Annotated in this window: 20 protein-coding genes and 5 pseudogenes; 11 read left to right on the top strand and 14 right to left on the bottom strand. The window is 59.1% G+C overall.

The window, feature by feature from the left end; translation table 11 throughout:
• From QMG56_RS18850 to QMG56_RS18830, 5 genes and pseudogenes are all read right to left on the bottom strand, one after another.
• Positions 1-652, bottom strand: a pseudogene (locus tag QMG56_RS18850) (IS3 family transposase); the annotation flags it as partial.
• A complete protein-coding gene (locus QMG56_RS18845) occupies positions 653-2011 on the bottom strand; it encodes an IS110 family transposase (RefSeq protein ID WP_048578827.1) in 1359 nt (452 codons plus the stop codon).
• Positions 2012-2238: 227 nt separating this feature from the next.
• Positions 2239-2475, bottom strand: a pseudogene (locus QMG56_RS18840) (transposase); the annotation flags it as partial.
• 61 nt (positions 2476-2536) lie between these two features.
• A pseudogene (locus QMG56_RS18835) lies at positions 2537-2764 on the bottom strand (IS21 family transposase); the annotation flags it as partial.
• Between the two features lie 229 nt (positions 2765-2993).
• A pseudogene (locus QMG56_RS18830) lies at positions 2994-3200 on the bottom strand (transposase); the annotation flags it as partial.
• Between the two features lie 188 nt (positions 3201-3388).
• On the opposite strand from QMG56_RS18830, the gene istA reads away from it, so the two are divergent.
• Complete coding sequence (istA, locus tag QMG56_RS18825; protein WP_254908188.1) at positions 3389-5443, top strand: IS21 family transposase; 2055 nt, start codon at positions 3389-3391, stop codon at positions 5441-5443.
• A gap of 42 nt (positions 5444-5485) precedes the next feature.
• Complete coding sequence (gene istB / locus QMG56_RS18820; RefSeq protein WP_370569475.1) at positions 5486-6235, top strand: IS21-like element helper ATPase IstB; 750 nt, start codon at positions 5486-5488, stop codon at positions 6233-6235.
• 374 nt (positions 6236-6609) lie between these two features.
• Here the strand turns inward: istB and QMG56_RS18815 are convergent.
• The 7 genes and pseudogenes from QMG56_RS18815 to QMG56_RS18785 form a co-directional block, all read right to left on the bottom strand.
• Positions 6610-6831, bottom strand: a pseudogene (locus QMG56_RS18815) (hypothetical protein); the annotation flags it as partial.
• The gene (locus tag QMG56_RS18810; RefSeq protein ID WP_086486319.1) at positions 6828-7013 is read right to left on the bottom strand and encodes a hypothetical protein; all 186 of its coding nucleotides are present in this window, start codon (positions 7011-7013) and stop codon (positions 6828-6830) included. The pseudogene QMG56_RS18815 and the gene QMG56_RS18810, both read right to left, overlap by 4 nt.
• Before the next feature lie 25 nt (positions 7014-7038).
• Entirely contained in the window at positions 7039-7803 is a 765-nt protein-coding gene (locus tag QMG56_RS18805) for a class I SAM-dependent methyltransferase (protein ID WP_130754661.1), read from the bottom strand.
• A 159-nt stretch (positions 7804-7962) separates the two neighbouring features.
• Positions 7963-8835: an alpha/beta fold hydrolase gene (locus tag QMG56_RS18800; RefSeq protein ID WP_086486321.1), complete on the bottom strand. Its 873-nt coding sequence runs from the start codon at positions 8833-8835 to the stop codon at positions 7963-7965.
• Between the two features lie 215 nt (positions 8836-9050).
• Positions 9051-9992: an MlaD family protein gene (locus tag QMG56_RS18795; protein ID WP_119750436.1), complete on the bottom strand. Its 942-nt coding sequence runs from the start codon at positions 9990-9992 to the stop codon at positions 9051-9053.
• Positions 9993-10062: 70 nt separating this feature from the next.
• Positions 10063-11658, bottom strand: a complete 1596-nt coding sequence (locus tag QMG56_RS18790) for an AarF/ABC1/UbiB kinase family protein (RefSeq protein WP_037530766.1) — start codon at positions 11656-11658, stop codon at positions 10063-10065.
• Positions 11659-11668: 10 nt separating this feature from the next.
• Positions 11669-12163 carry a MarR family winged helix-turn-helix transcriptional regulator gene (locus tag QMG56_RS18785; protein ID WP_086486019.1) on the bottom strand — a complete coding sequence of 165 codons (495 nt, stop codon included), beginning with the start codon at positions 12161-12163 and terminating at the stop codon, positions 11669-11671.
• A 300-nt stretch (positions 12164-12463) separates the two neighbouring features.
• Here QMG56_RS18785 and QMG56_RS18780 point away from each other — a divergent pair, with 300 nt between their 5' ends.
• From QMG56_RS18780 to QMG56_RS18740, 9 genes are all read left to right on the top strand, one after another.
• A complete protein-coding gene (locus QMG56_RS18780) occupies positions 12464-13495 on the top strand; it encodes an ABC transporter permease (RefSeq protein WP_281824034.1) in 1032 nt (343 codons plus the stop codon).
• Positions 13492-14280, top strand: coding sequence for an ABC transporter ATP-binding protein (locus tag QMG56_RS18775; protein WP_024020667.1), 789 nt, complete (start codon positions 13492-13494; stop codon positions 14278-14280). The genes QMG56_RS18780 and QMG56_RS18775 overlap by 4 nt, the downstream gene beginning before the upstream one ends.
• Entirely contained in the window at positions 14217-15209 is a 993-nt protein-coding gene (locus tag QMG56_RS18770; RefSeq protein WP_281824030.1) for an MlaD family protein, read from the top strand. Before QMG56_RS18775 ends, QMG56_RS18770 begins: the two co-directional genes overlap by 64 nt.
• Entirely contained in the window at positions 15206-15904 is a 699-nt protein-coding gene (locus QMG56_RS18765) for an ABC-type transport auxiliary lipoprotein family protein (protein ID WP_147418829.1), read from the top strand. Before QMG56_RS18770 ends, QMG56_RS18765 begins: the two co-directional genes overlap by 4 nt.
• Before the next feature lie 401 nt (positions 15905-16305).
• Positions 16306-16884 carry a DUF4142 domain-containing protein gene (locus QMG56_RS18760; RefSeq protein WP_235955309.1) on the top strand — a complete coding sequence of 193 codons (579 nt, stop codon included), beginning with the start codon at positions 16306-16308 and terminating at the stop codon, positions 16882-16884.
• A gap of 149 nt (positions 16885-17033) precedes the next feature.
• Positions 17034-17507 carry a hypothetical protein gene (locus QMG56_RS18755; RefSeq protein ID WP_370569476.1) on the top strand — a complete coding sequence of 158 codons (474 nt, stop codon included), beginning with the start codon at positions 17034-17036 and terminating at the stop codon, positions 17505-17507.
• A 568-nt stretch (positions 17508-18075) separates the two neighbouring features.
• On the top strand, positions 18076-19224 hold the full coding sequence (locus tag QMG56_RS18750; RefSeq protein ID WP_119750438.1) for an HlyD family secretion protein: 1149 nt from the start codon (positions 18076-18078) through the stop codon (positions 19222-19224).
• A 53-nt stretch (positions 19225-19277) separates the two neighbouring features.
• The gene (locus tag QMG56_RS18745; protein ID WP_174827323.1) at positions 19278-20783 is read left to right on the top strand and encodes an MDR family MFS transporter; all 1506 of its coding nucleotides are present in this window, start codon (positions 19278-19280) and stop codon (positions 20781-20783) included.
• Between the two features lie 7 nt (positions 20784-20790).
• Positions 20791-22278, top strand: a complete 1488-nt coding sequence (locus QMG56_RS18740; protein ID WP_088189891.1) for an efflux transporter outer membrane subunit — start codon at positions 20791-20793, stop codon at positions 22276-22278.
• A gap of 791 nt (positions 22279-23069) precedes the next feature.
• On the opposite strand, the gene QMG56_RS18735 is transcribed toward QMG56_RS18740, so the two are convergent.
• Together QMG56_RS18735 and QMG56_RS18730 are read right to left on the bottom strand one after the other, a co-directional pair.
• Complete coding sequence (locus QMG56_RS18735) at positions 23070-24512, bottom strand: efflux transporter outer membrane subunit (protein ID WP_239019096.1); 1443 nt, start codon at positions 24510-24512, stop codon at positions 23070-23072.
• Positions 24509-25417, bottom strand: a complete 909-nt coding sequence (locus QMG56_RS18730; protein ID WP_086486394.1) for an HlyD family secretion protein — start codon at positions 25415-25417, stop codon at positions 24509-24511. The genes QMG56_RS18735 and QMG56_RS18730 overlap by 4 nt, the downstream gene beginning before the upstream one ends.
• Positions 25418-25420: the final 3 nt, after the last annotated feature.

Raw genomic sequence — 25420 nt, 5'->3', positions numbered from 1 at the left:
GCTTTTTCTGATAGTCGTAAGAACAATATTGGCTGCCACGATCCGAATGAAAAAAGCAGCCTTCCGGAGGCTGGCGCAGGCGCACCGCCATATCCAGCGCTCTGATCGCCAAGTCCTTCTTCATTCTGTCGCTGACTGCCCAGCCCACGACGCGACGGCTATGCAGGTCGAGAATGACGGCAAGGTAGAGCCAGCCTTCTGAGGTCCAGATATAGGTGATGTCGCCCGCCCACTTACGGTTGGGCGCATCGGCGGCGAAGTCGCCGTCCAGCCAGTTCGCTGCGACCCCCAGGCGATGGTGGCTGTCGGTCGTGACCTTGTGCTTGCGCGTGCGGACCGGCTTGATCCCGTTGATTTTCATCAGCCGCCCGACCCGGCGTTCGCCAACGTCGAGCCCAACCTCTTTGAGTTCCATGGTCATCCTCGGACGACCATAGCTGCCAAGGCTGAGGCTGTACTGTTCCCTGATATGGGCCAGCACTTTCATATCCGTCCGCTCCCGCCGACTGATCGGTCGCGAGCGCCAGGAACGATAGCCGCGCTCACTGACAAGCATGACACGGCAGAGCAGTTCAACGGGCCATCGGTGCCGCCAGCTATGCACAAAAGCGAACTTCACGGCTTTTGGCTCGCGAAGAACTGCGTGGCCTTCCTAAGAAACAGCCATATCAGGCTCCCCAGGCATTTCGTGCAGGATGAAGCCGAAGGCCTTGGCGCGGCGCTGCAGATTTCCGATCACCCGACTGCGATAGCGCTCCTCATATTGTGAGGCGCCGGGATCATGATACGCCATGCCGTGGCGCAGGCTGTTATAGAACAGCACGGCGATTTTGCGTGCGGTTGCGGTGACCGCTTTTGCTTTTCCAGCGCGCGCCGACAGCCTTCGGTAAAAAGCGCCCAGCGCGGTGTCACTTCGACCGATGGTGGTTGCGGCCAGACGCAGGAGTGCTGCAGCGCGGCTCGAAGATCGTCGGGTTTTGGACGACAGCAACTTACCCCCCGATATCTTGTTGCCTGGTGCCAGGCACAACCAAGACGTAAAATGCTTCGAACTGGGCCATGCGGCAAGATCGGTGCCGCACTCGCCAACCAGTTTGAGCGCGAGCGAAGGGCCGATTCCGTGGATCTGTGTCAGGTCGACGCCCAGCACGCGATAGAGCGCTGACCGGACCTCGAAGTCGGGCGTGTTCACCTGTCGCCTTTTGGTCCGGACTTTTGGGAGTTGGCGAACATCATGTCCCTCGTTGATTTCGAGCGCCTTGAGTGCGATCTCAAGCTTTCGATCACATTCGAGAACTTTGGTTTGGTAGAAGTCGAACAGGGCCAGAGACTGGCCAAGCGCGAAGATATGTTCGTCGCGCCAGTTCCCCGATAATGCCGCACAGATGGTCTCAATAGTCGCGTGGCAGCGGACGTCGCGCATTTGTGCCAGCGTGCTGGGCGTACGTTCCCCGCTCACAATGGCCCTGATTATCCGCATTCCTGTCACGCCGGTAATGTCGGAGACGACGTGATGGAGTTGCACATTCATTTCCATCAGCGCCTTCTGCATGTGCTGAATATGTGAGGCAGCATATTCGATCAGCCGCTCGCGCTGCCGCAGATAGGCACGCATGGTCGCCACGCCCGCCTCGGGACGGAAACTCCCCCGCAGCAGCCCGTAGCTGTGCAGGCGTTGCAACCATGCAGCGTCACTGACGTCGGTTTTGCGACCCGGTACATTCTTGGCATATCGCGCATTGACCAGGATCACCTCAAAGCCGTGTCCTTCAAGCACTTCATAGGCCGGAATCCAGTAAACACCGGTCGATTCCATCGCGACAGTAGTGACGCCATATGTCTTGAACCAGCGGGCCATATCATGGAGATCGCCGGTGAATGTGCCAAACGCTCGTACCGGATTATCGTCGGCGTTGGGATTTATGGCCGCCATATGCATAGTCGACCCGATGTCGATGGCAGCGGCGCGCGGATTGACCATAGACAACGCGCCGGATTTTGATCGTTCCATTCCAAGTCCTCCTTCAAAACAGGAGGGTATGGGCGATGCTAAACGTCATCTTCCTAACCGGGATCGCCGCAAGACGGCGTCACCACTCTCAAGTACGCAAACACCCACGGGCCACGTTTTTTAACGGGGTATCATGCCTCCAATAAGCCATCGGCCGCGACCCTCCCGACCGCACCATAGCACGACCCGTTTCTACCGCGCACAGGCGGGCTCAGCCGGCGACGGTTTTTTAGCACTTCCCTCTCCTCCCGCAGCACACGGTTCTCAAGGCGAAGGCGTTCATTCTCACGCGCCAGATCTGCCTGCGGCGCTGCCGCCAGGTCAGATGGCCGATACTGTGACACCCATTTGCCCAGTGTCGACTTACCTATCCCCAAATCCGATGCGACCCGGTCGCGGGGTAACCCGCTGGTCAGCGCGATGCGCACCGCCTCCTGCTTGAACTCTTCTGTGTGCTTGATCATCTCGTCGGGCTCCTGTTGCGAGCTCTAATCGCTCAGGTGACCGGCGCAAATCCGTTACAAGTCCAAACAGCCAGCGCTCGACGATCAGAACTGCAGCTTCGACCTTTGCCTTGTCGCGCGGTCGCCGTGGTCGCGTCGGCAGCACCGTGCTGTCGTAATGCGCAGCCATTTCGGCATAGCTGCGGTTGACCTGAGGATCGTACAGGCATGCCTTGATGACCGCGACCTTGGCATTGTCGGGCACGAACAACGCGGGCGCACCACCGAACATCGACAGCGCGCGCGTATGGGCTGCCAGCCGGAGGATCGATCGCATGTCTTTCACGTCGGTTCGTCTCGTCTGCTTCCGCCTTGGCATCACCCCTCCCATCGCAACGATGAGGAGCAACAATGCCAGAGCGGCGCATCACAAAGCCTAACCTTGATCCCGTCCCAAACCCTGTCCGGGATTTAGCGGAATCACTGTCCCGTATTTAATGAAATGCCTGTCCGCGACTTAGGTCGTGGTGACGATTTAACTATCGGAGCCATATAGCGATGGCAGCGAGTTTGACGAAGCCCATGAAGTTGGCGAGCAGCTTGTCGTATCGGGTTGCCACCCGTCGGAACTGCTTGAGTTTGGCGAAGAAGCGCTCGACGCGATTGCGCTCTTTGTAGAGTTCGCTGTCGTAGTACCGTTGCGTCTTTCGATTACGCTTGGGCGGGATAACGACATCTGTTTGCTGATTCCGAGGCAAGCCGCCCCCTCATTCCGAATTGATGCCGCCCCCATGTTCCGAGAAATAGTCGCCCCCTGATTCCGAGATGATGTCGCCCCCTTGCGGGGTGGGTCTGCCCGGGTTCGCTGGCGGGGTTATGTTCGCTCTTTTGGATGTGTCCGAGGAGTTGAGCGATGCCGGCGGAAAGGGTGAGCATGCGGCGTGTCCGCGAGATATTGAGATACCGGTTCGAACAGGAACTGGGCTACAAGGCGATATCGCTGCGGGTGGGCGCAGTGCCCTCGACAGTGCGCGCGACCCTGAAGCGGGCAGCGGATGCGGGCCTGAGCTGGCCGCTGGATGATGCACTTAGCGATGCAGCGCTCGAGGCATCGCTATATCGCGATGCGGGCAAGAAGACGGGACATCGCCGTTGTCCGGAACCCGACTGGGCGCAGCTCCACCGCGAGTTGAAGCGCAAGCATGTAACATTGCAGGTGCTGTGGGACGAGTATATCGCGGAGCATCCCGACGGCTATCGATATAGCCGATTTTGCGATCTGTATCGTAGCTGGGCCATGAAGTTGCCGGTTACGATGCGGCAGAACCATGCACCTGGGGAGAAGCTGTTCGTCGATTATGCCGGGGACAAGATCGGGATCGTGGTCGACCGGCTGACTGGCGAAATCCGTGATGCCCATATCTTCGTGGCAGTGCTCGGTGCATCCAGCCTCACATACGCTGAAGGAAGCTGGACCGAGACTCTGCCGGACTGGCTGACCTACGAGCAGGGTTTGTCGGTACGGGCCGTGTCAGAGCGGCTGAAGCTGAGCAAGACGACAGTGTCGACGTACCTGCTGCGCGCGCGGCAGGCGGGGCTAACAGTCTGGCCATTGCCGCCGGGCTATGACGATGACGCTGCGGTTGAACGGCTTGTATTCCGGCGTGTGGGCCGCCCTGCGCAGGATCGGGAAGAACCGGATTGGCCGCTCGTTGCGCGGGAGATCAAGCGCAAGGGCGTGACGCTGGTCTTGCTATGGCAGGAATATCGGGCCGCTCATCCCAACGGGTACGGCTATACCTGGTTTTGCGATCGATTCCTGTCCTTCCAGCGGCGGACCCATGTCAGCTTCCGCAATCGGCATGAGGCGGGCGCCGTGATGCAAACCGACTATGCTGGTCAAACCGTTCCGCTGATCGATCCTGTGACTTGCGTCATCACCCCGGCGCAGATCTTCGTGGCGGTTCTTGGCGCTTCCTCGTTCACCTTTGCGATGGCAAGCCTGAGCCAGCAGCTGCCGGACTGGATCGACGCTCAGTGCCGTGCGCTGAGCTTTATCGGCGGGGTCCCGCGCGCGATTGTGTGCGACAATCTCAAGTCAGGCGTTGTCAAAGCGCTATGGTTCGAGCCCACGCTCAGCGCGACCTTTGCAGCGATGGCCGAGCATTACGATACGACGATCCTGCCAACCCGGAGCCGGCGACCACGCGACAAAGGAAAGGTCGAGGGCGCTGTGTTGATAGTAGAGCGCTGGATCCTGGCGCGTCTGCGCAATCGGCGCTTCTTCAGCCTGGCGGATCTCAATGCTGCGATCGCGGACCTGCTGGTTGATCTCAATGATCGGCCCATGCGCCATGTCGGCAAATCCCGCCGGGCGATCTTCGAGGAGATCGAACGGACAGCTCTGGCAGCGTTGCCCACGTCAGTGTTCGAATATGCCGAGTGGAAAACGGCCCGCGTTCACCCTGATTATCATATCGAGGCGGATAAGACCTTCTACTCGGTACCGCATCGGCTGATCGGCCGGCAGGTGGATGTTCGGCTGACGCACCGGGTGGTAGAAATCTTCTACGATCATGTGCGGGTCGCCAGCCATATGCGGACATCGCAGCGCCGCGGGCATGTCACGGTGAACGAGCATATGCCCAAGTCGCATCAGCGCTATGCGAACATATCACCAGCAAGCCTGATCGAACGTGCCAGGAAAACCGGTCCTAACACAGCGATGTTCGTGGAAAGGTTGATGGTCGACAAGCCGCACCCCGAGCAGGGTTATCGCTCTGCTATGGGCATCCTCTCCCTTGCTCGGCGCTATGAGCACGATCGGCTCGAAGCGGCCTGCGACCGGGCGCTGGTGATCGGTGCCGTCACCTACTCTTCAGTCAACGCCATCCTCAAAGCCGGGCTCGACAAGATCCAGCCGACAACGGGGCCGCTCAAACCAACACCGGCGCACGGCAACATCCGTGGCGGGTCCTATTACCAATAATGAAAGGACGATCTTGTGCTGACGCATCCTACCCTTGATCAAATGCATAGCTTGGGGCTAGCGGGCATCGCGGCCGCGTGGCGCGACATTGCCGAGCAGGACACTTCAGGCGACCTGACCCGCGACGAATGGCTCGGGCTCATGCTGGACCGCGAGATCGCCGCTCGTGCCGACCGGCGGCTGACCAACCGGCTTGCCAGCGCAAAGCTTCGCTTCGTCGACGCCTGTATCGAGAATGTCGACTTCGCCGCACGCCGAGGCATGGACCGACGTAATATCCTCTCACTCGCGCAAGGCGCGTGGCTCAATGCCCGCGAAAATCTCATCATCACTGGCCAAACCGGCACAGGAAAGACGTGGCTGGGTTGCGCATTCGGGCGACAAGCGGCGCGTCAGGATCACTCCGTCTTATATCTGCGCATGCCGCGCCTGTTCGAAGATCTTGCACTCGCGCGCCTCGACGGTCGCTTCCCACGCGTGGTCGACAAACTTGCACGCGTCCAGCTGCTCATTCTCGACGACTGGGGCACGCACAGCCTCAATGATCAGCAGCGTCTCGACCTCCTGGAAATCTTCGAAGAACGTTACCGCCGGAAATCCACTTTGATCACTGCCCAGCTCCCCGTGGCGGCATGGCACGAAATGATCGGCGAGCCGACCATCGCCGACGCCATCCTCGATCGCATCATCCATAACGCTCATCGCATCGCCCTCGAAGGCGACAGCATGCGACGACAAAAAGCGCCTTCAGGCTTGACCCAGGATCCAAATCCGGAAATCACTCAACCCTAACAGCAACCAGGCATCCAATGCCTAAACCAGCTGTCCCGGATTTACTGAAGCGCTTGTCCGGGATTTAGCGAAGCAGCTGTCCGACTTTTGCGAAATACGCATAGCTGGCGGCATCGTTGGCCCGTTGAACTGCTCTGCCGTGTCATGGATGTCAGTGAACGCGGCTATCGATACGCCCTGCCGATGTAGTTCGAGGATCATCATCAATTCTCCAAGTCGGATCATCGGCCCCGTCTCCGCGTCTGCAAAGGAGATGAGGACAATGTTGGCTCATCTCATTCTGCCGGGGCTAGCCCCGGCAGAATGAGATGAAGGGGCCACCAACTAGGGAATTTTCAAAGCCCACTTTTGCGGAGAATTGCACGACCGATGACAGGTGGCAGGCGGGCTTCGCCCAGATGCCTTTCGATCCGGCGTCGGTCCCGTTCTGCGATCTCATGCTCAGCGAGCGCTGCAAGCAAACGGGCACCAGGCCAGCCTTCCTTGTCGGCCCGCGTGGTAAAGTCGGGCCAGATCAGTTTGATTGCGGGCAGACGCAGGTCGTTGAGGATGAGGCTCAGGCGCTGGGCGTCGATAGCGGGAGCGTTCCGGCTCATGCGGCTTCTCCCGCCAGGAGAACATCATAGGTGACCAGGGGGACCAGTTCCACCACCACGTCGGGAAGCGCCGCCGGATCGGGAGCGAAGCGTATCCGCAAGGCATCCATGTCGGGGAAACGGTCGGCAGCCACTTCGGCTGCCAGCAGTTCCGCGAGTTCGGCTTGCCTCGGAATCAGCAACGGAAGTCGCTAATGCATTACAGCGTCACTTTTGGCGATTATCCGATCTGTCGATCCTCCGTCCCGTTAGCAGGCCTTTGGCGCCCGTGCCTTCGAACTTGAACTCGAAGTCTCTCCAGGTTTTCCTCCAGCGTCGCGCCACGTATCTTTCTCCCGGTCTTGCTGCATCATCGAGCATGATAAGGCCTCCCGGTGCGATACGTTCGAAAAGGCGTTCCGCCATTCCTCGGGTAAAGGGATGAATTGACCAAGGCGGTCCATCTATGACAAGCAGATCAATTGTCTGTGGAAGGTCGTGCAAGGCATACCATAATCCAGGCCAGGCCTGGTCCCGAAAGTTCAGCGGAGCATGGCTGAAACTTGCCGACAGGTGGTGCTCAGCGAGCCAAATGCCCATCTGCTCAACGAACGGTTCATACTGATCGTAGCTGTATAAATGCCCGCCACCGTGAAGCGACAATGCTTTGGCGATAACCAGCGAAGTTACTCCGGAACCTAGTTCCACAACATTTTTCGGTTGTCGGACTTCAATCTCATCAACAATCCTGTGAAGAAGGTAAGTATCTGCTTTCCAGCTGCCAAGATGAGGCAAGGCGTCCTGTTCAAGGTTTATACGCTCAAGAACAGCATTTTTTTCAGCTTTGTTTCCCCCATAAAGGCTTTTCAACAGCCAAGGCCATTGGATGAGCGCAAAGAATAGCTGGAACAGGGTTTCGCCCTTTGTGCGCGCGGTGCCTGTTTCCCGCGGCATCTTTTTGGCCAGCATGCCGGTCAGATTTCTGGTCGTCAACTTTCGTCACCTTCGTTATGGATAGCAGTCCAGTGAGCGAGGCAGCAGCCAGTTACCGAGTGTCATCTTAGGCAAACCCACCAATGTATGGCGCTCTGCACAGCAAGTCGTCCGACCCTCGATGATCAGGAGCAAATCTCTTCTCCCATGCTCGTCCCTCTAGGAGCTGGACTGGCGCCCTAAAAAGCCGAGAATTGCGGCAGAAAAGGCGTCGTTTGCATCGCCTGCGACCATATGCGTGGCATCGATAATGTCGGTATATTCAGCATGCGGTGCCAGTTCGCGCAGATGTTCGACAGCGCCTTCCGAGACAAGATCACTGGATCCGCCCCTGATCAGATGCAGCGGTAGCGTCAAATTAGCGGCAGCCTTGTATAATATATTGACTTGCTGCTCCTGATGCGCGGTGTCGCTGCAATGTGCAGCCACCATATTGCGAATAAATGCTGGATCCCAGTGCCAGTAATAGCGGCCATCCTCTTTCTGCCGGAGATAGTGCCGTAGGCCATCGCCCGCTCTGCGCTTGCGACGATGTGGCATGTAGCGCGCAATGACTTGTGCAGCTTCTTCCGGAGACGAAAAGCCAGTCTCGACATGTTCTTGCATGAAGCTGACCACCCGCATCACGCCGCCCGGCTCGATACGCGGGGCTATATCTACAAGAGTGAGCGATGCGAAGCTGCCTGGGGCGAGGTCTCCTTCTGCTATCATTCCGGCAAGGCCGCCGAGGGAGGCGCCTACCAGAGCCGGTTTGCGATCCATTCCTGATGCTACCGCGACGAGATCGGCCGCAAAGTCGCGCACGTCATACGCACCTGCGCTCGACCAGTCGCTGTCGCCATGCCCACGCATGTCTATAGCGATAGCGCGAAACCCCGCCTCGACCAGATCTTGCACTACCCGCTTCCAGGCGCGGCGAGTCTGACCCGCCCCGTGGGCAAGCAAGACGGGCATCGCCCTGCATTCGCCCTTCACTTCAGCAGCCAGGCTGATACCAGCGGCTCCATCGATTTTGCAGTTCTTCCCGGTCATCCACCAGTCTCGATCCTGCAGGCCCGATTGAAGATAAACCCCTTAGTCCATTTTTGGCTCTGCCTTTGCGCCACTTCAGGACGTTGCATCCACTCACGCGCGAAGAATTGAGAGGGTCGTTCTATCGTCCTGAGTTCGTGCTTCACAGAAGCTGATTGCGCGCCTGTGCATGAAGACGAGGGTCGGTCTGTTCCTGAGCGGTCGATCGCGATCATCTATTTCCTTTCCTCAGTCGTGGGACGGTAGTCAGGTAGTTTGGGAGATCCCACGCCTTCCCGGTCAATCTTCTTGGCCGCATCGCCCATGCGTCGAACTGGTTCGCGAACGGCGCGGGCGGTTTCGGCGATTTGTTGCGCATCCCCTTCCAATTGCCTGATCCGGGGCCGTGCGTGCGAAATGGATAGGCCCAGAGACCGGGCTTTGCCTTCGGCATCATGCAAGGGCCGGCCGAGGCTGTCGTGAAGACCGCCCCGCGATGCCTCGAGCCTCAGGCGAAGCCTCTCCGCGTCGTCTCCCGCCCGAGCCATTACATTCCCTAGAGAATGGATCCTGTCTTCCTGCAGGGCCTCCCCCGCGATTTGACTGACATCGCTTTTCCAGTTCCGCGAGCGCAGCGCGAGTTGGCCAAGACGTTCCTCGATGGATCGCTGACCGGCAGGGTCCAGCTTCTTTGAGATGCTATCGGCACCTGACGATATCTTGGCGATCATCTCGCCTGGATTGAGGTCGCCGCTGAGGAGGCCGCCGGTCTTCACTGGTACAAGCGGGAATGGCTGTCCCGCTTGAACTGTAAGTGCTGGTTCACGCTTGTTGCTTCCCGCCAGGCTTATCTCTGCCGATCCATCGAAGAATGATTTATCGACCGACGCTGTCACGCCGCGATGGAGTAAGATGTCCTTGGTAAGGACGAACCGGACCACGACCGTATCCGGATTTGAAGGTTGGAGCCGGACCTGGGTTACTTTCCCAACGGGAACACCAAGAAGGTTGACGCCCGATCCGATTTGAACGCCGTCAACCGATTGTTTAAACTGCACCTCATACGTGGCCCCGTCAGCCTCACGTGACTGGATGAGCCACAGGGTGAACCCAATGACGGCGGTTATGAGCAGGCCGACAACAAGGCTCACCTTCAACCAGTTCGAACGCGTTTCCATGTGACCTAGAAATCCTGGAGCCGGTAGCGCGACAAATGAGCTTTTAATTTTCGCGAGATTTGGAACGTGATCACCGCCGCTTCACTCGTTCGCCAATTGCCAGGGCAATGGAAAGCACCGCCAGCAGCCCGGCGATGATCGGTTCCGAGGCGAAAAGGATTGCAGCACATATTCCCAATGCTGCGGGGTAGAGCTGGGGAGTGGCTCTGCTGTTGCGCTCATCGCCGCGCAATCGTTCAAGATCCCTGGGTGCGATACTGACGGTGATCGATCCGGTACGCGCAACTCTCTCGATCTGTCCCACCAGGCTCGGCGTTGACAAGGCGGCTCTTCCAAGCGCTGCAAACAGCTTGCCCGCTTCGCCACGCAATCGCGCCGGACTCGTTCGCTCGCGCATCAGTTCCTTTGCCAGCGGAGCCAGTTCTCGAGTGATGTCGAATGTCGGATCGATGCGCCGGACAAATCCCTCTGCCGTGAGCAGCGTCCGGAGCACCAGTGCCAGATCGGGCGGGAGCGCGAGATGAAAGTCGCGCAGTATCGCAAAGACGATTTGGAAAATGTCGGTAAGGTCAATTTGCTCGAGCAGAACATTGCTGAAACGGTTGATCAGTTCGGCCAGGGCCTCTTCCAGCCTGACACGGTCAACATCAGGGTCGCCCGCCCAAAGCAGCAGAATATCGACGACCCCGCCTGTGTCCTCCGCCGCGATCGCCAGGCCAAGCCGTACCAATTCTTCCCGGCGTCGTGGCAGAAGCGTCCCCACCGCTCCGAAGTCGATAAGCCCCAGCGTTCCGTCCTCCAGGAAAAAGACGTTGCCGGGGTGGGGATCGGCGTGGAAATGACCATTGATGACGATCATGTGGAGGATCGCCTGCGCATAGGTGCTGGCGAGGCTAATGAGATCAAGGTCGCTTTGCCGCGCCGCCTCCAGATTGCTTGCCGGAACGCCTCGAAACCGCTCCTGTATGTTGACACGCCTGCCGGACAACTCCCAGTCAAAGCGAGCCGTTCGCACGCCGAAAGCTTTGAGATACTCTCCGATCGTATCGCTGGCGCGAGCTTCCGCGCCAAGGTCCATTTCCCGATCGATACTTTCAGCGAAGTGGCGCAGCAGTTCGTCCGGCTTTAGTCGCGCGATCTCGGGGATGCGGCGCTCTGCGATCCGGGCGACGCGGCGCAGCAGCCGAAGGTCGGCGTCGACAATCCGCTCGATCCCGGGACGACGGACCTTGACGATAACGTCCCGGCCGTCGAGCAGCGTTGCTGCATGGACCTGAGCGATCGAGCCGGCCGCAATCGCTTCGTCTTCAAAGGAGGCGAAATAGCTTTCCACAGTTCCGCCGATCGCCTCTTCGATAAGTGGTCGCACGGTGGCGAACGGCAGCGGCGGAACCCGGTCCTGAAGTTTCGAAAGCGCATCGATCCAATCGGGCTCCAGCAGATCACTTCGCATTGCAAGAATCTGCCCGAACTTGACCGCTGCAGGACCGATATCTTGCAGCAGCGCAACGACTGCTTCTGGTCGAGCGCTATCAAATGGTTCCTCACCACCCAGTCTGAGACCTAGCCGGGAGGCCATTCCCTTGAGGCCGTGTCGCCCGAACAGAAGCAGGATTTGTGCGAACCGCTCCCGCTCCTTCAATGCGACCGCTTCAGGCCCGTCCATCAAATGAGGATCAGCCATCATTATGTGCCTTGAGCGTGGGGACGCGACCTTGGCGGAAGCCAGCTTGCGTTTCGAGTTGATCCACGACCTTGTCGAGGTGAAGGATCGCCCTATCCAATGCTTCCAGTTCTTCCGCGGTCAAGCTGCCGAAGGTCTTCGCCACAATGCCATCGTAGAGTGGCAGGGCCTGCTCCAGCATCGCCCTGCCTGCGTCCGTGATTTCCACGAGCTTTACACGACGGTCCTCTTCAACGGGCGAGCGCGTGACCAGATCATTCTGCTCCAACCAGTCAATCGCCTGGGTTACCGTGCGCGGGGCCTGATCGAAGAAGCTTGCAATATCGGTTGAGCGGCTGGGTTGCTCGGCGAGATATACCAGCAGCTTAAGACGGGCCATCGATGCACCTTGGGACGCAAGGTGCGTGTCGATCAGCCGCCGCATTCTGTACCAGGTCCAGCCAAAGGCCGTCGCGAGTGCGCGCAAATGAACTTCCTGAGGTTCCATATGTTATGTCCTTGCTCAATCTTCGATGGCATGGCAAGGGGAGAGGATAAAGTTATGACTGCGACGAAGCTGGCACCTCTTGGCCCATGGCGTGCCATTGCTCGATCATCATCGTGAGACCCCAATGCTTGACCATGCCAAGGTTCAAGATATGCGCTGCGTGGCGTTGATGCCAGCAGGAGCCGAAATCGTCCGCTGCTCAATTCCCATGCTGCTAGTGCGATGATCGCGGCAGATTGGCATATTGACGAGGGTGGCGGCCCGACTCTGCATGTGAGCGGTGACTGGACTTCGCTTGCTTTGGGCGATGCGGAAGGGCGCCTGGGTGCCCAGGCGGCCAGGAGTCTAGTCGTGCAGCGTCTCGATCTTTCTGCTCTGGGGCGGATCGACACTGCCGGTGCCCTCCTGCTTTTGCGGTCCATGGCTCCAGACGCCGATATAGACTTTGGCGAAAGAGAGGATTTGCAAAGGCTGATAGACCTTGTTCGACCTGCCCTTGAATCAGATACGGCCGGTAAGGCTGGCGTCACTGGTGTTCTGGGATTTTTCGAGCGCTTCGGCCGTCAGGTAATCGGGATCGCCGATGACGCCTACCAGATGCTGGTGTTCACTGGGCAGCTTATTGTGGCGCTCGGCCGTACCCTTGGCGATCCTCGCCGACTGCGCATGACGCCGCTTGTCGCGTTCATGCAGGACGCGGGCATTAATGGGCTTCCGATAGTTTTTATCATGACCTTCTTCATCGGCGCGGTCATTGCGCTCGTTGGCACCAACCTTTTGACAACGCTTGGCGTTGAGGTGTTCACGATCCAGTTGGTGGGCGTGGCCATCCTGCGCGAGTTCGGCGTGGTGATCACTGCCATCCTTCTGTCTGGACGTTCCGCATCTTCCTTTGCCGCTCAGATCGGTTCGATGCGGATGAACCAGGAAACCGATGCGATGCAGGTTATGGGCGTGGACCGCTTCGATGCGCTGGTAATCCCGCGCATCTTAGCCGCGCTTCTCATGATGCCTCTTATGACCTTCTGCGCGGATATCGGCGGTCTTGCTGGCGGACTCTTGGTCAGTTGGGTGACGATTGATATCAGCCCGGTCTTCTTCATCCAGCGTACGCTCGAAACGGTGGACATTAAGCATTTCTGGATAGGCATGTGCAAAGCGCCGTTTCTGGCTCTGATCATCGCTGCTGCGGGCTGTCGGCATGGCCTTATGGTCGGCGGCGACGTCCAAAGCCTTGGTCAAAATGTGACGTCCGCGGTCGTCCAGTCAATCTTCATGGTCATTATGTTCGATGCGATTTTCGCGGTTATCTTCATGGCGCTCGATCTGTGAGGGCGCTTGTGGAAACCGATGCCGAAGACGTGCCCATTCGCGTCAAAGGCCTGCGCACGGCTTTTGGCGACAAGGTCATCCATGAGGATCTCGGCCTTGAGGTCAAGCGCGGTGAGATATTGGGTGTGGTTGGCGGATCGGGTTCCGGTAAGTCGGTGCTGCTCAACACCATCCTGGGCCTCAAGCAGCCCGATGGCGGATCCGTCGAGATATTCGGGCAGGACATCCGCGATCCGCAAGCGCACAGTGAAGTCGAGCGTCGGATTGGGGTGATGTTCCAGCAAGGCGCATTATTCTCCTTTCTCACCGTACAAGAAAATGTCGAGGCGCCACTTCTGGAACATACGAAACTTACACGTGAGTATGTGCACGATCTTGCAAGGCTGAAGATCAAGCTTGCTGGTTTGCCGGAAGATGCAGGCTGCTTGAAGCCTGCCGAGCTATCTGGCGGAATGCGCAAGCGCGCGGGGGTAGCCCGCGCAATCGCGCTGGATCCTGATATCCTCTTTCTCGACGAGCCGACTGCCGGCCTCGATCCAATTGCTGCAGCCGAATTCGATGATCTTATCAGAACATTGCGGGATGCTCTTGGCTTCACCGTGTTCATAATAACCCACGACCTCGATACTCTGTACGCGATTTGCGACCGCGTTGCGGTTGTCGCTGACAAGAAAATCGCCGCTGTTGCAACGATCAAAGAACTTGAACGGTCAGATCACCCGTGGATCCGGAGCTATCTTCTGGGACCGCGCGGCCGTGCCGCGAAAAAAGAGAAAGAAAGCTGATGGAACGCCATGCCAACTATGCTCTGGTAGGCGCCGCCTCCATCGCGTTGCTTATCGCCACGCTTGTTTTTGTGGTCTGGCTCGGCGGTTCGGCCAAAGGAAGTGATTCTTACCAGATCGTGTTTCATGGGCCGGTCAGAGGTTTAAGCGTTGGAGGCGAAGTGCAGTTCAACGGCATCAAGGTCGGGGAAATCGGCGGAATCCGCCTCGACCAGCGCGACCCCAACCGTGTGATCACGGATATCGAACTGACGCGCGGGACACCGGTGCGCGAAGATTCGGTCGCATCCTCTGAAAGTCAGGGCATCTCAGGGGTCAGCATCGTGCAAATCAGCGCGGGCACGCCGAGCAAGCCGCTGCTCAAGACCAATGATCACGGTAAGCGGCCTGTCATCGCCAGCAAGCCCAACGCTATGTCTTCATTGCTGCAAGGCGGAGGACAGGTGGTGGCAAGCGCGACCGAGGCACTGAGCCGTGTGAACAAGGTCCTTTCGGATCGTAATATCGCCAACATCGGCGGTGCCATTCGCGATGTCCGAATGACTACGGCGGAACTGGCGGCCAATCGGACCATGTTCGCCCATGCCGGTTCCGCGCTCGCCAAACTGGATCGGGCGGCTGACGATATTCAGGGCGCGGCCTCGGCCGTTCGGCAGATTGCCGATGGCGATGGCAAGCGCGCCTTCGCCGATATCTCCCAGGCGGCAAACGAACTCAAATCGGCAGTTCATGAGGCTCGCGGCGTGATCGCCAAACTCGACACGCAAAGCGCCGATATCGGTACGACCACGATCCCTAATATCAATGCGACCATGCTGACCTTGCAAGAAACAGCTGAATCGCTGGACGGACTAATTCGCGGGATCCGACAAAGTCCCCGCGAAGCTCTGGCCAAAAGCCGGGGTGCTGAACTGGAGTTGCCTAAGTGACATTATCAACCAGGAATCGGACTTTTGCACTTCTGTCGAGCGCCTTGCTGCTGGGTAGCTGTGGAAACCTGCTAGGCGGCGGCGAGCGCGCTGACCTTTTCAGGTTTGGCGTGGTCGAGCCCACGTCCGTCACCGGGATGCAGGGTGCGCTCCCGACTCGCTCTGTATCTCTGCTTCGCCCCCGGTTCTCGCAGGAGGTAGAGGGCGATCGCATGCTCACCACGCGGGGGGAACGTGCGCTCTACCTTAAGGGGGTTCGTTGGGTGGCGCCGGTCCCCGATCTTTTCACCCAGGCGCTGATGCGTCAATATGCGGCGCGGGCACCTGACGTGCGCCTGACGGGCGTCAGAAATGCCACCGGGGCATCGCATGCGCTGCAGATTGATATCGAGCGATTCGAAGCACGGTATGCCCTCGATGGGGGTGAAAAAGCACCGCCCATTGTCATTATCGAAGGCGATGCAACCCTGTTTGACCTTACTGATCGTCGTCCCGTTGAGGCCAAGCGCTTCTTGGTGCAGGAGCCAGCGTCCGCAAATACCACGAGTGGGATAGTCGCCGCTTTCGATCGTGCAGTAGCTCGCTCAACCACAGAATTGACGGATTGGTCCGCGCAAACAGCGCGGAAGCATTCCACGGAGCGCGCGCTTGATACATCGAAGGATCGAATGGAACGCAAGCAGGGGATAAATTGATCATGAACTTGCCGCCGATCTCTACAATCTTAGGGCGCGAAAGCATGTACAAAATCGCCATGCGCCAGATATCTTCGTAGGTATCTACGAGTTTTTGTTTTTATCTGAAGGGCTGACCCGATCGGAGCCAGAGTAAGCAAGATAGTATAATCCCGGATTCTACGTATTAATAAGCGATAGCATATCGACCATGTGATAAGTCAAATCTCGTAATGATTAATATTTCTATCGGATTATGAAATGCAGTCCGCTTTCGATTTAAGTGACACTCATTTGACAATTTAATTTATGCAATGCGGGCGATGGTGGAACGATTATCCAACAGCATCGTTACGACGTCGTCACGCTTAACGTGATGCGGCCACTTGACCGCTAGAAATCTATTCTACGGAGAAGGTATTATGCTGAAAGTCATTATGGCCGCAGGCGCGCTAGCGCTTTCAGGTTCAGGGGCTCTCGCCCAAGCTGTTTCACCAACAAACACAGGTTCAATGTCGAGCATGGATACCGGCACAACACCGATAGCTGGACAGAATGAGCCAGCCTTTGTGATGGCTGCATCGGATGCGAACCTCTATCAAATAAAAGCAGCGCAGTTCGCCGTGACCAAGGCTCAGCGTGACGATGTGAAGGCTTTTGCCAAACGTGTTCAGACCGAAGCGCAAATCGCGCAGAAAGCACTCATGGCCGCGCTGCGCAACGATCAGCGGACAATAAAAGCGCCATCGTCATCGCTTTCCTCCGACAGAGCCGCACTCGTGAAGCTGCTCCAGAAGACGCCGCGCGGCAGCTTCGATAATCTTTATCTATCCCAGTCCGCCCAAGTACTACAGGCGGCATGGGCCATCAACAAAGGCTATGCGCAAGACGGCACCGACCCAGCCTTGAAGCAAGTCGCGGGAACCGCCGTTCCCACACTTGAGCAGGAACTCACCAATGGGAAGGCACTTCTTCCTTCAGCATTGACCGGCGGTCAATGATCATAGTGGCGCCCGTTCTTCACGGGCGCCACTCAATATGATCGTCATGCCCTGGCGGGCAGCCGCTGTTATTTCAAGCGCGGTAACAGCGAACGCCACAGCGGTCGTGTTTATGCTTTCAACCTTGTCGTCAGGATATTGGGCGGATGATGATACTTGTTTTTGCCATGGCGGCTCTTGCACAAACCCCCGAGCAACCCGCCAGAAAAGATGAGACAGTTGACCGCGGTCGGGAAATCGTCACGCAGCCGGCGAAAGATATTGGCGCGGCCAAAACCGAAATTCCAGCTATTCTGGAAAGAGCGCAAGAAAATCCATATGGTCTCGTCGGCTTGAAATCCTGTGCGCAGATCAAGGCCGCAACTACGGAGCTCGATAGCGTCCTCGGACCTGATTTTGCGGTCGGCAACAACAAAAAAGAGAACAGGGCTGGTCGGCTGGCCGAGGCTGGAGGGAAAACTATTGTTAACACAATCATACCGTTTCGGGGCTTAGTTCGGGAGATTTCGGGCGCAGCTCCGGCCGAAAGACGCCTGGCGGCAGCGATTGACGCCGGCTTCGCACGCCGCGGCTTTCTTCGTGGAACAGCGCTCGCGCGGCGCTGTCCGGGGAGCAAAAATTAGCGACGAAAGCTGACGCTATTGAATTCGACGCCTCTGTGTGAGGCTGCGCATTATCTCTTGAACTATGGCATTGCAGGGTAATGGGCCGGGGCGAGAATAACGAAAAGCTACTCGGGCCAGAAACAACCTATATTATTGCTTCCATGCAAGGTGACGGCGGCGCAACCGATCAAAGTGCCGGGTCACCTTTCGTGTGACCCTGGCTGATATCACCATAGGCCACAATTGTGGGGATTGAAACGGGACACCAATTCGAGGCTCACTTCTTAACGACCGCCCGATCGGCAAAGTAATTTTTCGCGTCGGAGTGCTCGGCATCACGCGCCATCAGTTTCTGTGTTGTGCACCAGCCTAGCAAACCGCTCCTCGGTATCTTTTGATTCTTGCTTGAAGTTTGGGGGAGCTACAGCCTGATATGCGGCTTAGGTGTAGGACCGGTCCAGCGGCGGCGGGCAAGGAGCGGGTTATCTCTGCGTAATGCTGAGGTTCCATATAATATGCAATTGCCGATCACTCCTTAATGCTGCAAGACAGAACCACACCGCGCAACATTGGGATTGTAATTTATATGGCGGACAAGTCGGCCACTGTTTCGTCGGATTCTGAGAGCCTCGGCGAATCTGCGGTGTCGCCGCTTAAATCGCCGCGCGTTCGCCTCGCGATGCTCATTGGCGCGATCCTGCTGCTCATCGGTGGCTTTGTCTGGTACTTGGATCATCAGAACCGGGGCCGATACATGCAGGTGACCGACAACGCCTATGTTGCGGCAGATTCCGTCATCACAGCGCCCAAGATCGCCGGATATGTTGAACGGGTGTTCGTTATCGAGAATCAGACGGTTCGGCAGGGGCAGTCTCTGGCTGAACTCGATCCCCGCGAATATCGGGCGCAGACCGAACAGATTGCCAGCCAGATCGAAACGGCAACGGCTGCGGGGGATACGACGCGCTCTCAGATTTCCGAACAGCAGGCAACCATAGCGCAAGCGCAAGCCCAGCTCAACGCGGCGCGCGCCGAGGCTGCTTTCGCCGCACAGCAGGTTACGCGATATCAGCCGCTTGCCGCATCAGGCGCTGAGCCAGGGGAGCGTTTCGCGCAGCTTCAGACGCAGGCACGACAAGCTCGCGAGCGAACCAATGCTGCGCAGGCGGCGCTGATCGCCGCGCAACGGCGTGTCGGTACACTGGGCGCGCAGGTGCGTCAGGCCCAGTCGCAAGCAGAGGCCGCGCGTGCCCAACTCAAGGTAGCGCGCGTCAACGTCGAATCGACAGTGCTCAAGGCTGCAATCAATGGCCGTGTGGGCGATCTGGCTGTCCGTGTCGGGCAATTCGTGCAGCCCGGCACACGCATGATGACACTGGTTCCTGTCGATCGATTGTTCATTGAGGCGAACTTCAAGGAAACTCAACTGGGGCTTATGCGCGTCGGCCAGCCTGTTGGCATCGAAATCGATGCGCTCCCTGGCGTCGAACTGACCGGGCGTATTGCCAGTGTCGCTCCTGGCACGGGCGCCCAATTCTCGGTGCTCCCCCCCCAGAATGCGACCGGAAACTTCACAAAGATCGTACAGCGCGTGCCTGTACGCATTGCAATCGATGCTCCTCTCGAAGTGCGCACGCTCCTTGTGCCGGGAATGTCGGTTGGAGTAACGGTCGATACGCGTTCAGCCAGAGGAGAGATGGATCGACTCCGTCAGGCCGTAAGCCGGAAGCGTTGACAGTGGTCACGGTCACAGCATCTCCAGACGCAGCTCGTTCCGCGCGTGCGGACTTGACCGCTTGGATCGCTGTTGCTGCCGGCTCGCTCGGCGCACTGCTGGCGACCCTCGACATCTCGATCGTCAACTCGGCACTGCCAACGATCCAAGGCGAAATCGGAGCAACCGGCACTGAGGGAACGTGGATCGCCACCGCCTTTCTCGTTGCCGAGATCGTCGTCATTCCGCTGAGCGCCTGGCTGGAACGGCTTTTGGGACTGAGAACCCTCCTTCTCATTTCCGTGACTGCCTTTACCGGGTTCTCCATCCTATGCGGCATCGCCACCGACCTTATGACGATGATCATCGGACGAACCGGGCAGGGCCTTATGGGAGGGCTGCTGATACCCACCGCCATGACGATTGTCGCAAAGCGACTCCCGCCATCCCAGCAGCCCATCGGGATGGCCCTTTTCGGAATGACCGTAATCTTGGGACCCGTTCTTGGCCCCTTGCTCGGTGGCTGGCTGACGGAAAATTTGAGCTGGCACTATGCCTTCTTCGTCAATGTTCCGGTCTGCGGGATACTCCTCTTGCTCCTGTTGCTCGGACTGCCGCACGAACGTACGAATTGGGTCTATCTTCGCGAGGCCGACTGGTTGGGTATTATAGGCCTGATCCTTGGCCTTGGAGGACTGACGATCGTGCTCGAGGAGGGGCACCGTGAAGACTGGTTCGAATCGACGCTTATCATCCGGCTGACGTTTATAACCGTAGCAGGGTTTGTGATGTTGGCGATCGGACAGATCTGGGCAGCAAAGCCCGTCCTTAAGCTGCGAATCGTCATGAGCAGACAGTTCGGCAGCGTCGTTATCATGGCGCTAGCGCTGGGCATGGTGATGTACGGATCGACCTTCGTCATCCCGCAGTTCCTGTCGCTTATCGCCGACTATAATGCCCTCGAGACCGGACAGGTCATCTTTCTCATGGGCGTTCCTGCCTTCTTTGTGATGCCGTTCGTGCCGTTTCTGATGCGGGTTGTCGACATCAGGCTGGCCGTTGGCGCTGGCCTCGCGCTTATGGCTGCTAGCTGCTTTGTGAACACCAGTCTCACGGTGGAATCCGCAGGCGAAGCCTTTACTACCGGTCAGCTGCTGCGCGGGGTGGGGATGATCTTTGTCATGCTGTTTCTGAACCAGGCCGCCATTACCTCAGTCAGCAAGGAGGATGCTGGAGATGCCTCAGGCATCTTCAATGCTGCGCGAAACCTCGGTGGCTCATTCGCTCTGGCGGCCCTGACGTCGTTCCAGGACCAGCGTATGTCACTCCACAGCCAACGGATGGAGGAAACCCTGTGGGCAAACAATCCAAGCGTGCAGGAGTATATCGCGGGGATGTCTCATACTCTGGGAAATATGGACGCGGGCCTTCAGTCGCTCGCTGGCACAATTCAGCAGCAGGCGTTCGTCATGACCTATAACGACATATTCTTGACGATGGCGGTAGCGACTTTTGTGACGCTTCCGTTCGTGTTTTTCCTTCGCCCGCTCCCCAAGGGGATGTCGCTGACGATGCATTGAGGTGGTAATGGCAAAGTTAAGTGGTCTCATCCTTCCGCTGCTCCTTGGTGGATGTGTGGTCGGCCCGGACTATTCCGGACCACCAGAGCTCGGCCAAGCCGCGCCGCGGCCGACATTCGTTCGTCAACCAGCGGATGCGTCGACCAGCGAGCCCGAACTCGCCGAATGGTGGACGACGCTGCAAGATCCGGTTCTCGATGAGCTCGAGCGGCGCACTCTTGTCGCGAATCCCTCGATTGATGTTGTGCAGGCCCGACTTCGCCAAGCCCGTGGGTCTGTACGCCAGGAGCGAGCAAACCGCCTGCCGACGGCTGGTGCTCAGGGCGCGGCCATATTTGCTGATCTTCCCGGGATCGATCTCCAGGCCAGTCAAGGAAGTACTCTACCCACACCTGTTCCGGCACCTTCATCCGCCCAGGATGCGGACACGTCTCTGCGTTTCTACAACCTTGGTCTGAACGCAAACTGGGAAATAGATCTCGCGGGCGGGCAGGTGCGAAAAATCGAAGCGGCAAACGCGCTGGCGGCCGCAGCGGCGTATAATGTTGCAGACGCAAAGGTTCAGCTCAGCGCTGAAGTCGCGCAGACCTATACCAATCTTCGTGACCGGCAGCAGCGCGCCGCTGCTTTTCGGGGAGGTCTCGACCTTCAGCGCCAGCAACTCGCCCTAGCCCGGCAGCGTTTCGGGCAAGGCACAATCCCGGCCTTCACTGTCGGCCAAGCGAACCGCGCGGTTCAGGCCACGATCAGCGATCTCGCCGCGGCCGATGCTGAGATCGAAATATATATGAATGCGCTAGCGGTTCTCGCCGGTGAAGCGCCGGGATCTCTCGATCCGCTATTGACGCCACGGCGCGATATCCCGATCCCCCCTGCGCGGGTGTCGATCGGAGACCCTTCGGCGCTCATGCGCCGTCGTCCCGACATCCGCGCTGCGGAGCGCAATCTCGCCGCCACAACCTCCCGGATAGGGGTCGCGGAAGCAGCTCGTTTTCCGAAAATCAGCTTCATGGGGATTCTCGGGATTGGCGGCACGTCCATCGGAGACCTGGTAGATCTGGGCAATATTTCCAACATCGCCGTCCCTCAGCTGCAATGGGGCTTGCTCGATTTTGGACGAACGTCAGCGGCGATAGCGCAGGCACGCTCTGGTCGCGATGAAGCCGAGGCACAATATAGGCAGGTAGTGCTCGGCGCGCTTGAGGACGCGGAGACGTCGCTTGCGCGCTTTGCACAGCAAAGGCGAAACGTCGCCGCATTTGCCGAAATCAAGCGGTCCGCAGATGAAGCGGCAACGCTGATGCGGCAGCGCTATGCGCGGCAGGTCATTTCGAGAGGCGACACTCTTGAGGCTGACCGCCAGCAGCGGCTTGCAGAGGCAAACCTGCACAGTGCGGTTGCGGCCCTCACCGCCAGCTATGTTGCCATACAGAAGTCGCTTGGACTGGGATGGACAGAAGCTGGGAGTCAAGCTTCAGCCCTTATGAGCAAATAATGATGGTATCTGTCCGGACTTGCCAATACAAGAATCGGCGGCCCTGCCCACCGCCAATGATGACTTTTGGCACAGGGCAACCCGCCTGTTCGGCATCCATCCTGCTGCCCTTGCGATTATACAGAGTTTCGCGGGGTAACGCGCCCCGGGGCGATTGCGATGTCTTTGACGGGGGTTGCCCCCGATAGGATGAAATACGGATTCACGACCGCATAGCCGGACGCAACATCGGACCGGAGACAACCACAGAGCAGTTTATCGGCCTCGACGTGTGATTGAATAGAATTTCTGTCCGACGAAGATCTATCCCGCGGGGAGTTGTCCTGACCGCGTATACGACCTTGTACCCGACAGACGGCATCACCCGCAGGCAGAAGATGGGGCCGCTTGTAAAACCAGCCAAGCTTACGACCTCACAACCATAGATCGACGAAGATCGAAATTGCCTTGACCGTGATGCGATTAAACAACCCACAAGTGCATCATTGGCGAGCATCGTGCCGAATTGGATATCCATGAGGCGAGACCAACCCCACCACATGATCAGGCTGCCGGGTGCCGAACACGCGCTTCGGCGATATCATTCGACGGGTTGGAGAACGGCGCCCGTCAAATCAGTTGATCGAGCAGCGGATCGTTCAATTCCCGCCACCATGGCGTCAGTTGCGGCGTGGAGGGGCACCGGGACCTGATCCGTCAGCACAAAGGATACCTATCGAGGCGGGGCTGCTCCTCTGTAATTCGGCCCCATCAAACATCCGCGGAGCGTACGCCTCGCGAAGGCTCGGTCATCATGGCCCCGCCATCCCTCCTTCCCAGCCGCCGCCGAGCGCAAGGAACAGCCGAACGCGATCCGAGGCGATGGACGCATCCGAGGCCGCCAGCGCCGCTTCGGTTGTGGCAAGGCTTCGCTGCGCGTCGAGCAGTTCAAGGCCTGTTCCAAGACCGCCCCCGGTTATCCGGGCCTGGAGCCCGGAAGCCCTCCGGCTCTCTTCGCGCGCGCGCCTGAGCTTTGCATTCTGGTCCAGATCACGGGCATAGGTGCTGAGGACCGTCTCGGTTTCGCGGAGAGCTGCGAGGACGCTGCCGTCAAATGCCGCCAGCGTCGCGCGCGCCGCTGCATCGCTTTCCGCGATCCGCGCCCTGGCGACGCGTCGGTTCGGGAAGGACCACGAGATGAGCGGGCCGAAGCTGAACCGCAACGCCGAATCGTCGACCAGCCCGCCCACGCTCCGCGAGGTCGTGCCGAGCGATGCGCCGAGGCTGACGCTCGGATAGAGGTCCGCCGTCGCCACTCCGATGCGCGCCGTCGCAGCCGCGAGCCGGCGTTCAGCTTCGCGGATGTCAGGCCGGCGCCGGATCAGCGCCATACCGTCGCCAATCGGCAGGGGGCGGTCGACGGAAGGGATGATCCGGCAGGTCGCGAGATTGGGCGGATAATCTTCGGGCGTCCGGCCGAGCAGCACGGCAAGACTGAATAGTGCAGCTTTGCGGCCTGCCTCGATCGGCGGCAGCGCTGCCTCGAGCTGAGCCAGGAGCGCGCGCGAGCGGGTGGCGTCGAGGTGCGTGTAGAGGCCGGCGCGCACGCCTCTTTCGGTGAGGGCGAGGCTTTGCCGCTGCAGTTCGACCGAATGGCGCGCAACGGTCATCCGCGCGCCGGCCGCGCAGGCATCTCCATAGGCGCCGACCACTCCGGCCACGACCGTCGTGCGCGCAAGGTCATAGGCGGCGGCCTGCGCTTCCGCATCGGCCTGCGCGGCTTCGATCGTGCGCCGAATCCGGCCCACGACGTCGAGTTCATAGGATATGCCGACGCCGGCGTCGAATGTCGCATGGGTCCCGTTGGGCGAGCCGAGACCGAGATTGGACGGCTCGCCCACCGATACGCCGCCCGCCGTGGAAGTCTGGACGCCCGCGCCGGCCTCGACCTCCTGGACAATCGCGCGCGCGCGTTCGAGATTGGCCGCCGCGACCCTGAGGTCGGTGTTTGCCTCGATCGCTTCCTGGACCAGCGCATCGAACTGGGGAATAGCGTAGAGGCGCCACCAGCGCTGGGGCAAGGGTTCAGCCGAATAGGCGGGCGATTTTCCTTCGGCAAAGCTTGCGGGCCGATCCGAGATGCCTGCGGGCAAGGGCGGCGCCCGATAGCTGGGGCCGACCGTGCCACAGCCAGCGAGCATCAGCGCGCCCATCAGTCCGAGCGGCCTTTTCGTTCCGACGCGCCCCATCGTCATTCGCTCCGGCCGGGGCCGAGCGCATTTTCCGCGCCATTGAGCGTCACGGTGACCGTCCGGCCCGCGATCAGATCGATGCCGGGCGGCACCTTGTCGATGGCGATCCGCACGGGGATGCGCTGGGCAAGACGGACCCAGCTGAAGGTGGGATTGACATTCGCGAGTAGCGTTCCGGACGCGGTCGTCCGTTCGCGATCGTCAATGCCCGCCGATCGGCCTTCAACATGGCCAGAAAGCGGCCTATCCTCGCCCATTACCCGGATCGTGACGCGGACGCCGGGGCGGATGTGCGAAAGCTTCGTCTCCTCGAAATAGCCGGCAACGTAGTAGCTGTCGGAATCGACCAGCGTCATCACGGGCTGCCCGGCGGTGGCATAGGCGCCGGGGCGGAGCGAGAAATTGGTGACGATGCCGTTGACCGGCGCACGCACCTCGGCGCGCGCCAGATTGATGCGGGCGAGATCGCGATCAGCGATCGCCTGGGCATAGCGTGCGCGGGCCTCCTCGGCGGTGGAGCGGCGGTCGTCACGTTGCTGCCCCGAGACGATATCAGAGAGGGCCTGATAGCGGCGGTTCTCCCGTTCGGCGGCGTTCAACGTTGCCCGTGCCGTGGCGACAGCGGCCTCGGCCTGCTCAACGGCATTGCGCAGCCGAACATGGTCGATGGTAAACAGGATGTCGCCGCGCCTGACCACCTGGTTGTCGCGAACGTGGACCTGCTCGACCCGGCCCGACACGTCTGCCGCGAGAGGGACCACATCCGCCCTGATCTTCCCGTCGCGCGTCTGTGGCGCGTAGGTGTAGTAATTATAGAGGTGCCAGAAGACGAACACGCCCGCACCCACCACCAGCAGGGTGAGCAAGGGCTTGAGCAGGCGGAGGAGGGTATCGCGATCTAGGGTCATGGC

The sequence above is a fragment of the Sphingobium sp. BS19 genome (assembly GCF_027925545.1).
In the GTDB taxonomy this organism is placed as follows: domain Bacteria; phylum Pseudomonadota; class Alphaproteobacteria; order Sphingomonadales; family Sphingomonadaceae; genus Sphingobium.
The sequence above is the reverse complement of the archived record's forward strand: the minus strand, read 5'-3'. Positions and strand labels throughout refer to the sequence as shown.

Bases quoted from the DNA above. Each gene is read 5' to 3' on its own strand.
- QMG56_RS18845 (WP_048578827.1), bottom strand. From the start codon at position 2,011: ATGGAACGATCAAAATCCGGCGCGTTGTCTATGGTCAATCCGCGCGCC.
- istA (WP_254908188.1), top strand. From the start codon at position 3,389: ATGCGGCGTGTCCGCGAGATATTGAGATACCGGTTCGAACAGGAACTG.
- istB (WP_370569475.1), top strand. From the start codon at position 5,486: ATGCATAGCTTGGGGCTAGCGGGCATCGCGGCCGCGTGGCGCGACATT.
- QMG56_RS18800 (WP_086486321.1), bottom strand. From the start codon at position 8,835: ATGACCGGGAAGAACTGCAAAATCGATGGAGCCGCTGGTATCAGCCTG.
- QMG56_RS18795 (WP_119750436.1), bottom strand. From the start codon at position 9,992: ATGGAAACGCGTTCGAACTGGTTGAAGGTGAGCCTTGTTGTCGGCCTG.
- QMG56_RS18790 (WP_037530766.1), bottom strand. From the start codon at position 11,658: ATGGACGGGCCTGAAGCGGTCGCATTGAAGGAGCGGGAGCGGTTCGCA.
- QMG56_RS18785 (WP_086486019.1), bottom strand. From the start codon at position 12,163: ATGGAACCTCAGGAAGTTCATTTGCGCGCACTCGCGACGGCCTTTGGC.
- QMG56_RS18760 (WP_235955309.1), top strand. From the start codon at position 16,306: ATGCTGAAAGTCATTATGGCCGCAGGCGCGCTAGCGCTTTCAGGTTCA.
- QMG56_RS18755 (WP_370569476.1), top strand. From the start codon at position 17,034: ATGATACTTGTTTTTGCCATGGCGGCTCTTGCACAAACCCCCGAGCAA.
- QMG56_RS18750 (WP_119750438.1), top strand. From the start codon at position 18,076: ATGGCGGACAAGTCGGCCACTGTTTCGTCGGATTCTGAGAGCCTCGGC.
- QMG56_RS18740 (WP_088189891.1), top strand. From the start codon at position 20,791: ATGGCAAAGTTAAGTGGTCTCATCCTTCCGCTGCTCCTTGGTGGATGT.
- QMG56_RS18735 (WP_239019096.1), bottom strand. From the start codon at position 24,512: ATGACGATGGGGCGCGTCGGAACGAAAAGGCCGCTCGGACTGATGGGC.
- QMG56_RS18730 (WP_086486394.1), bottom strand. From the start codon at position 25,417: ATGACCCTAGATCGCGATACCCTCCTCCGCCTGCTCAAGCCCTTGCTC.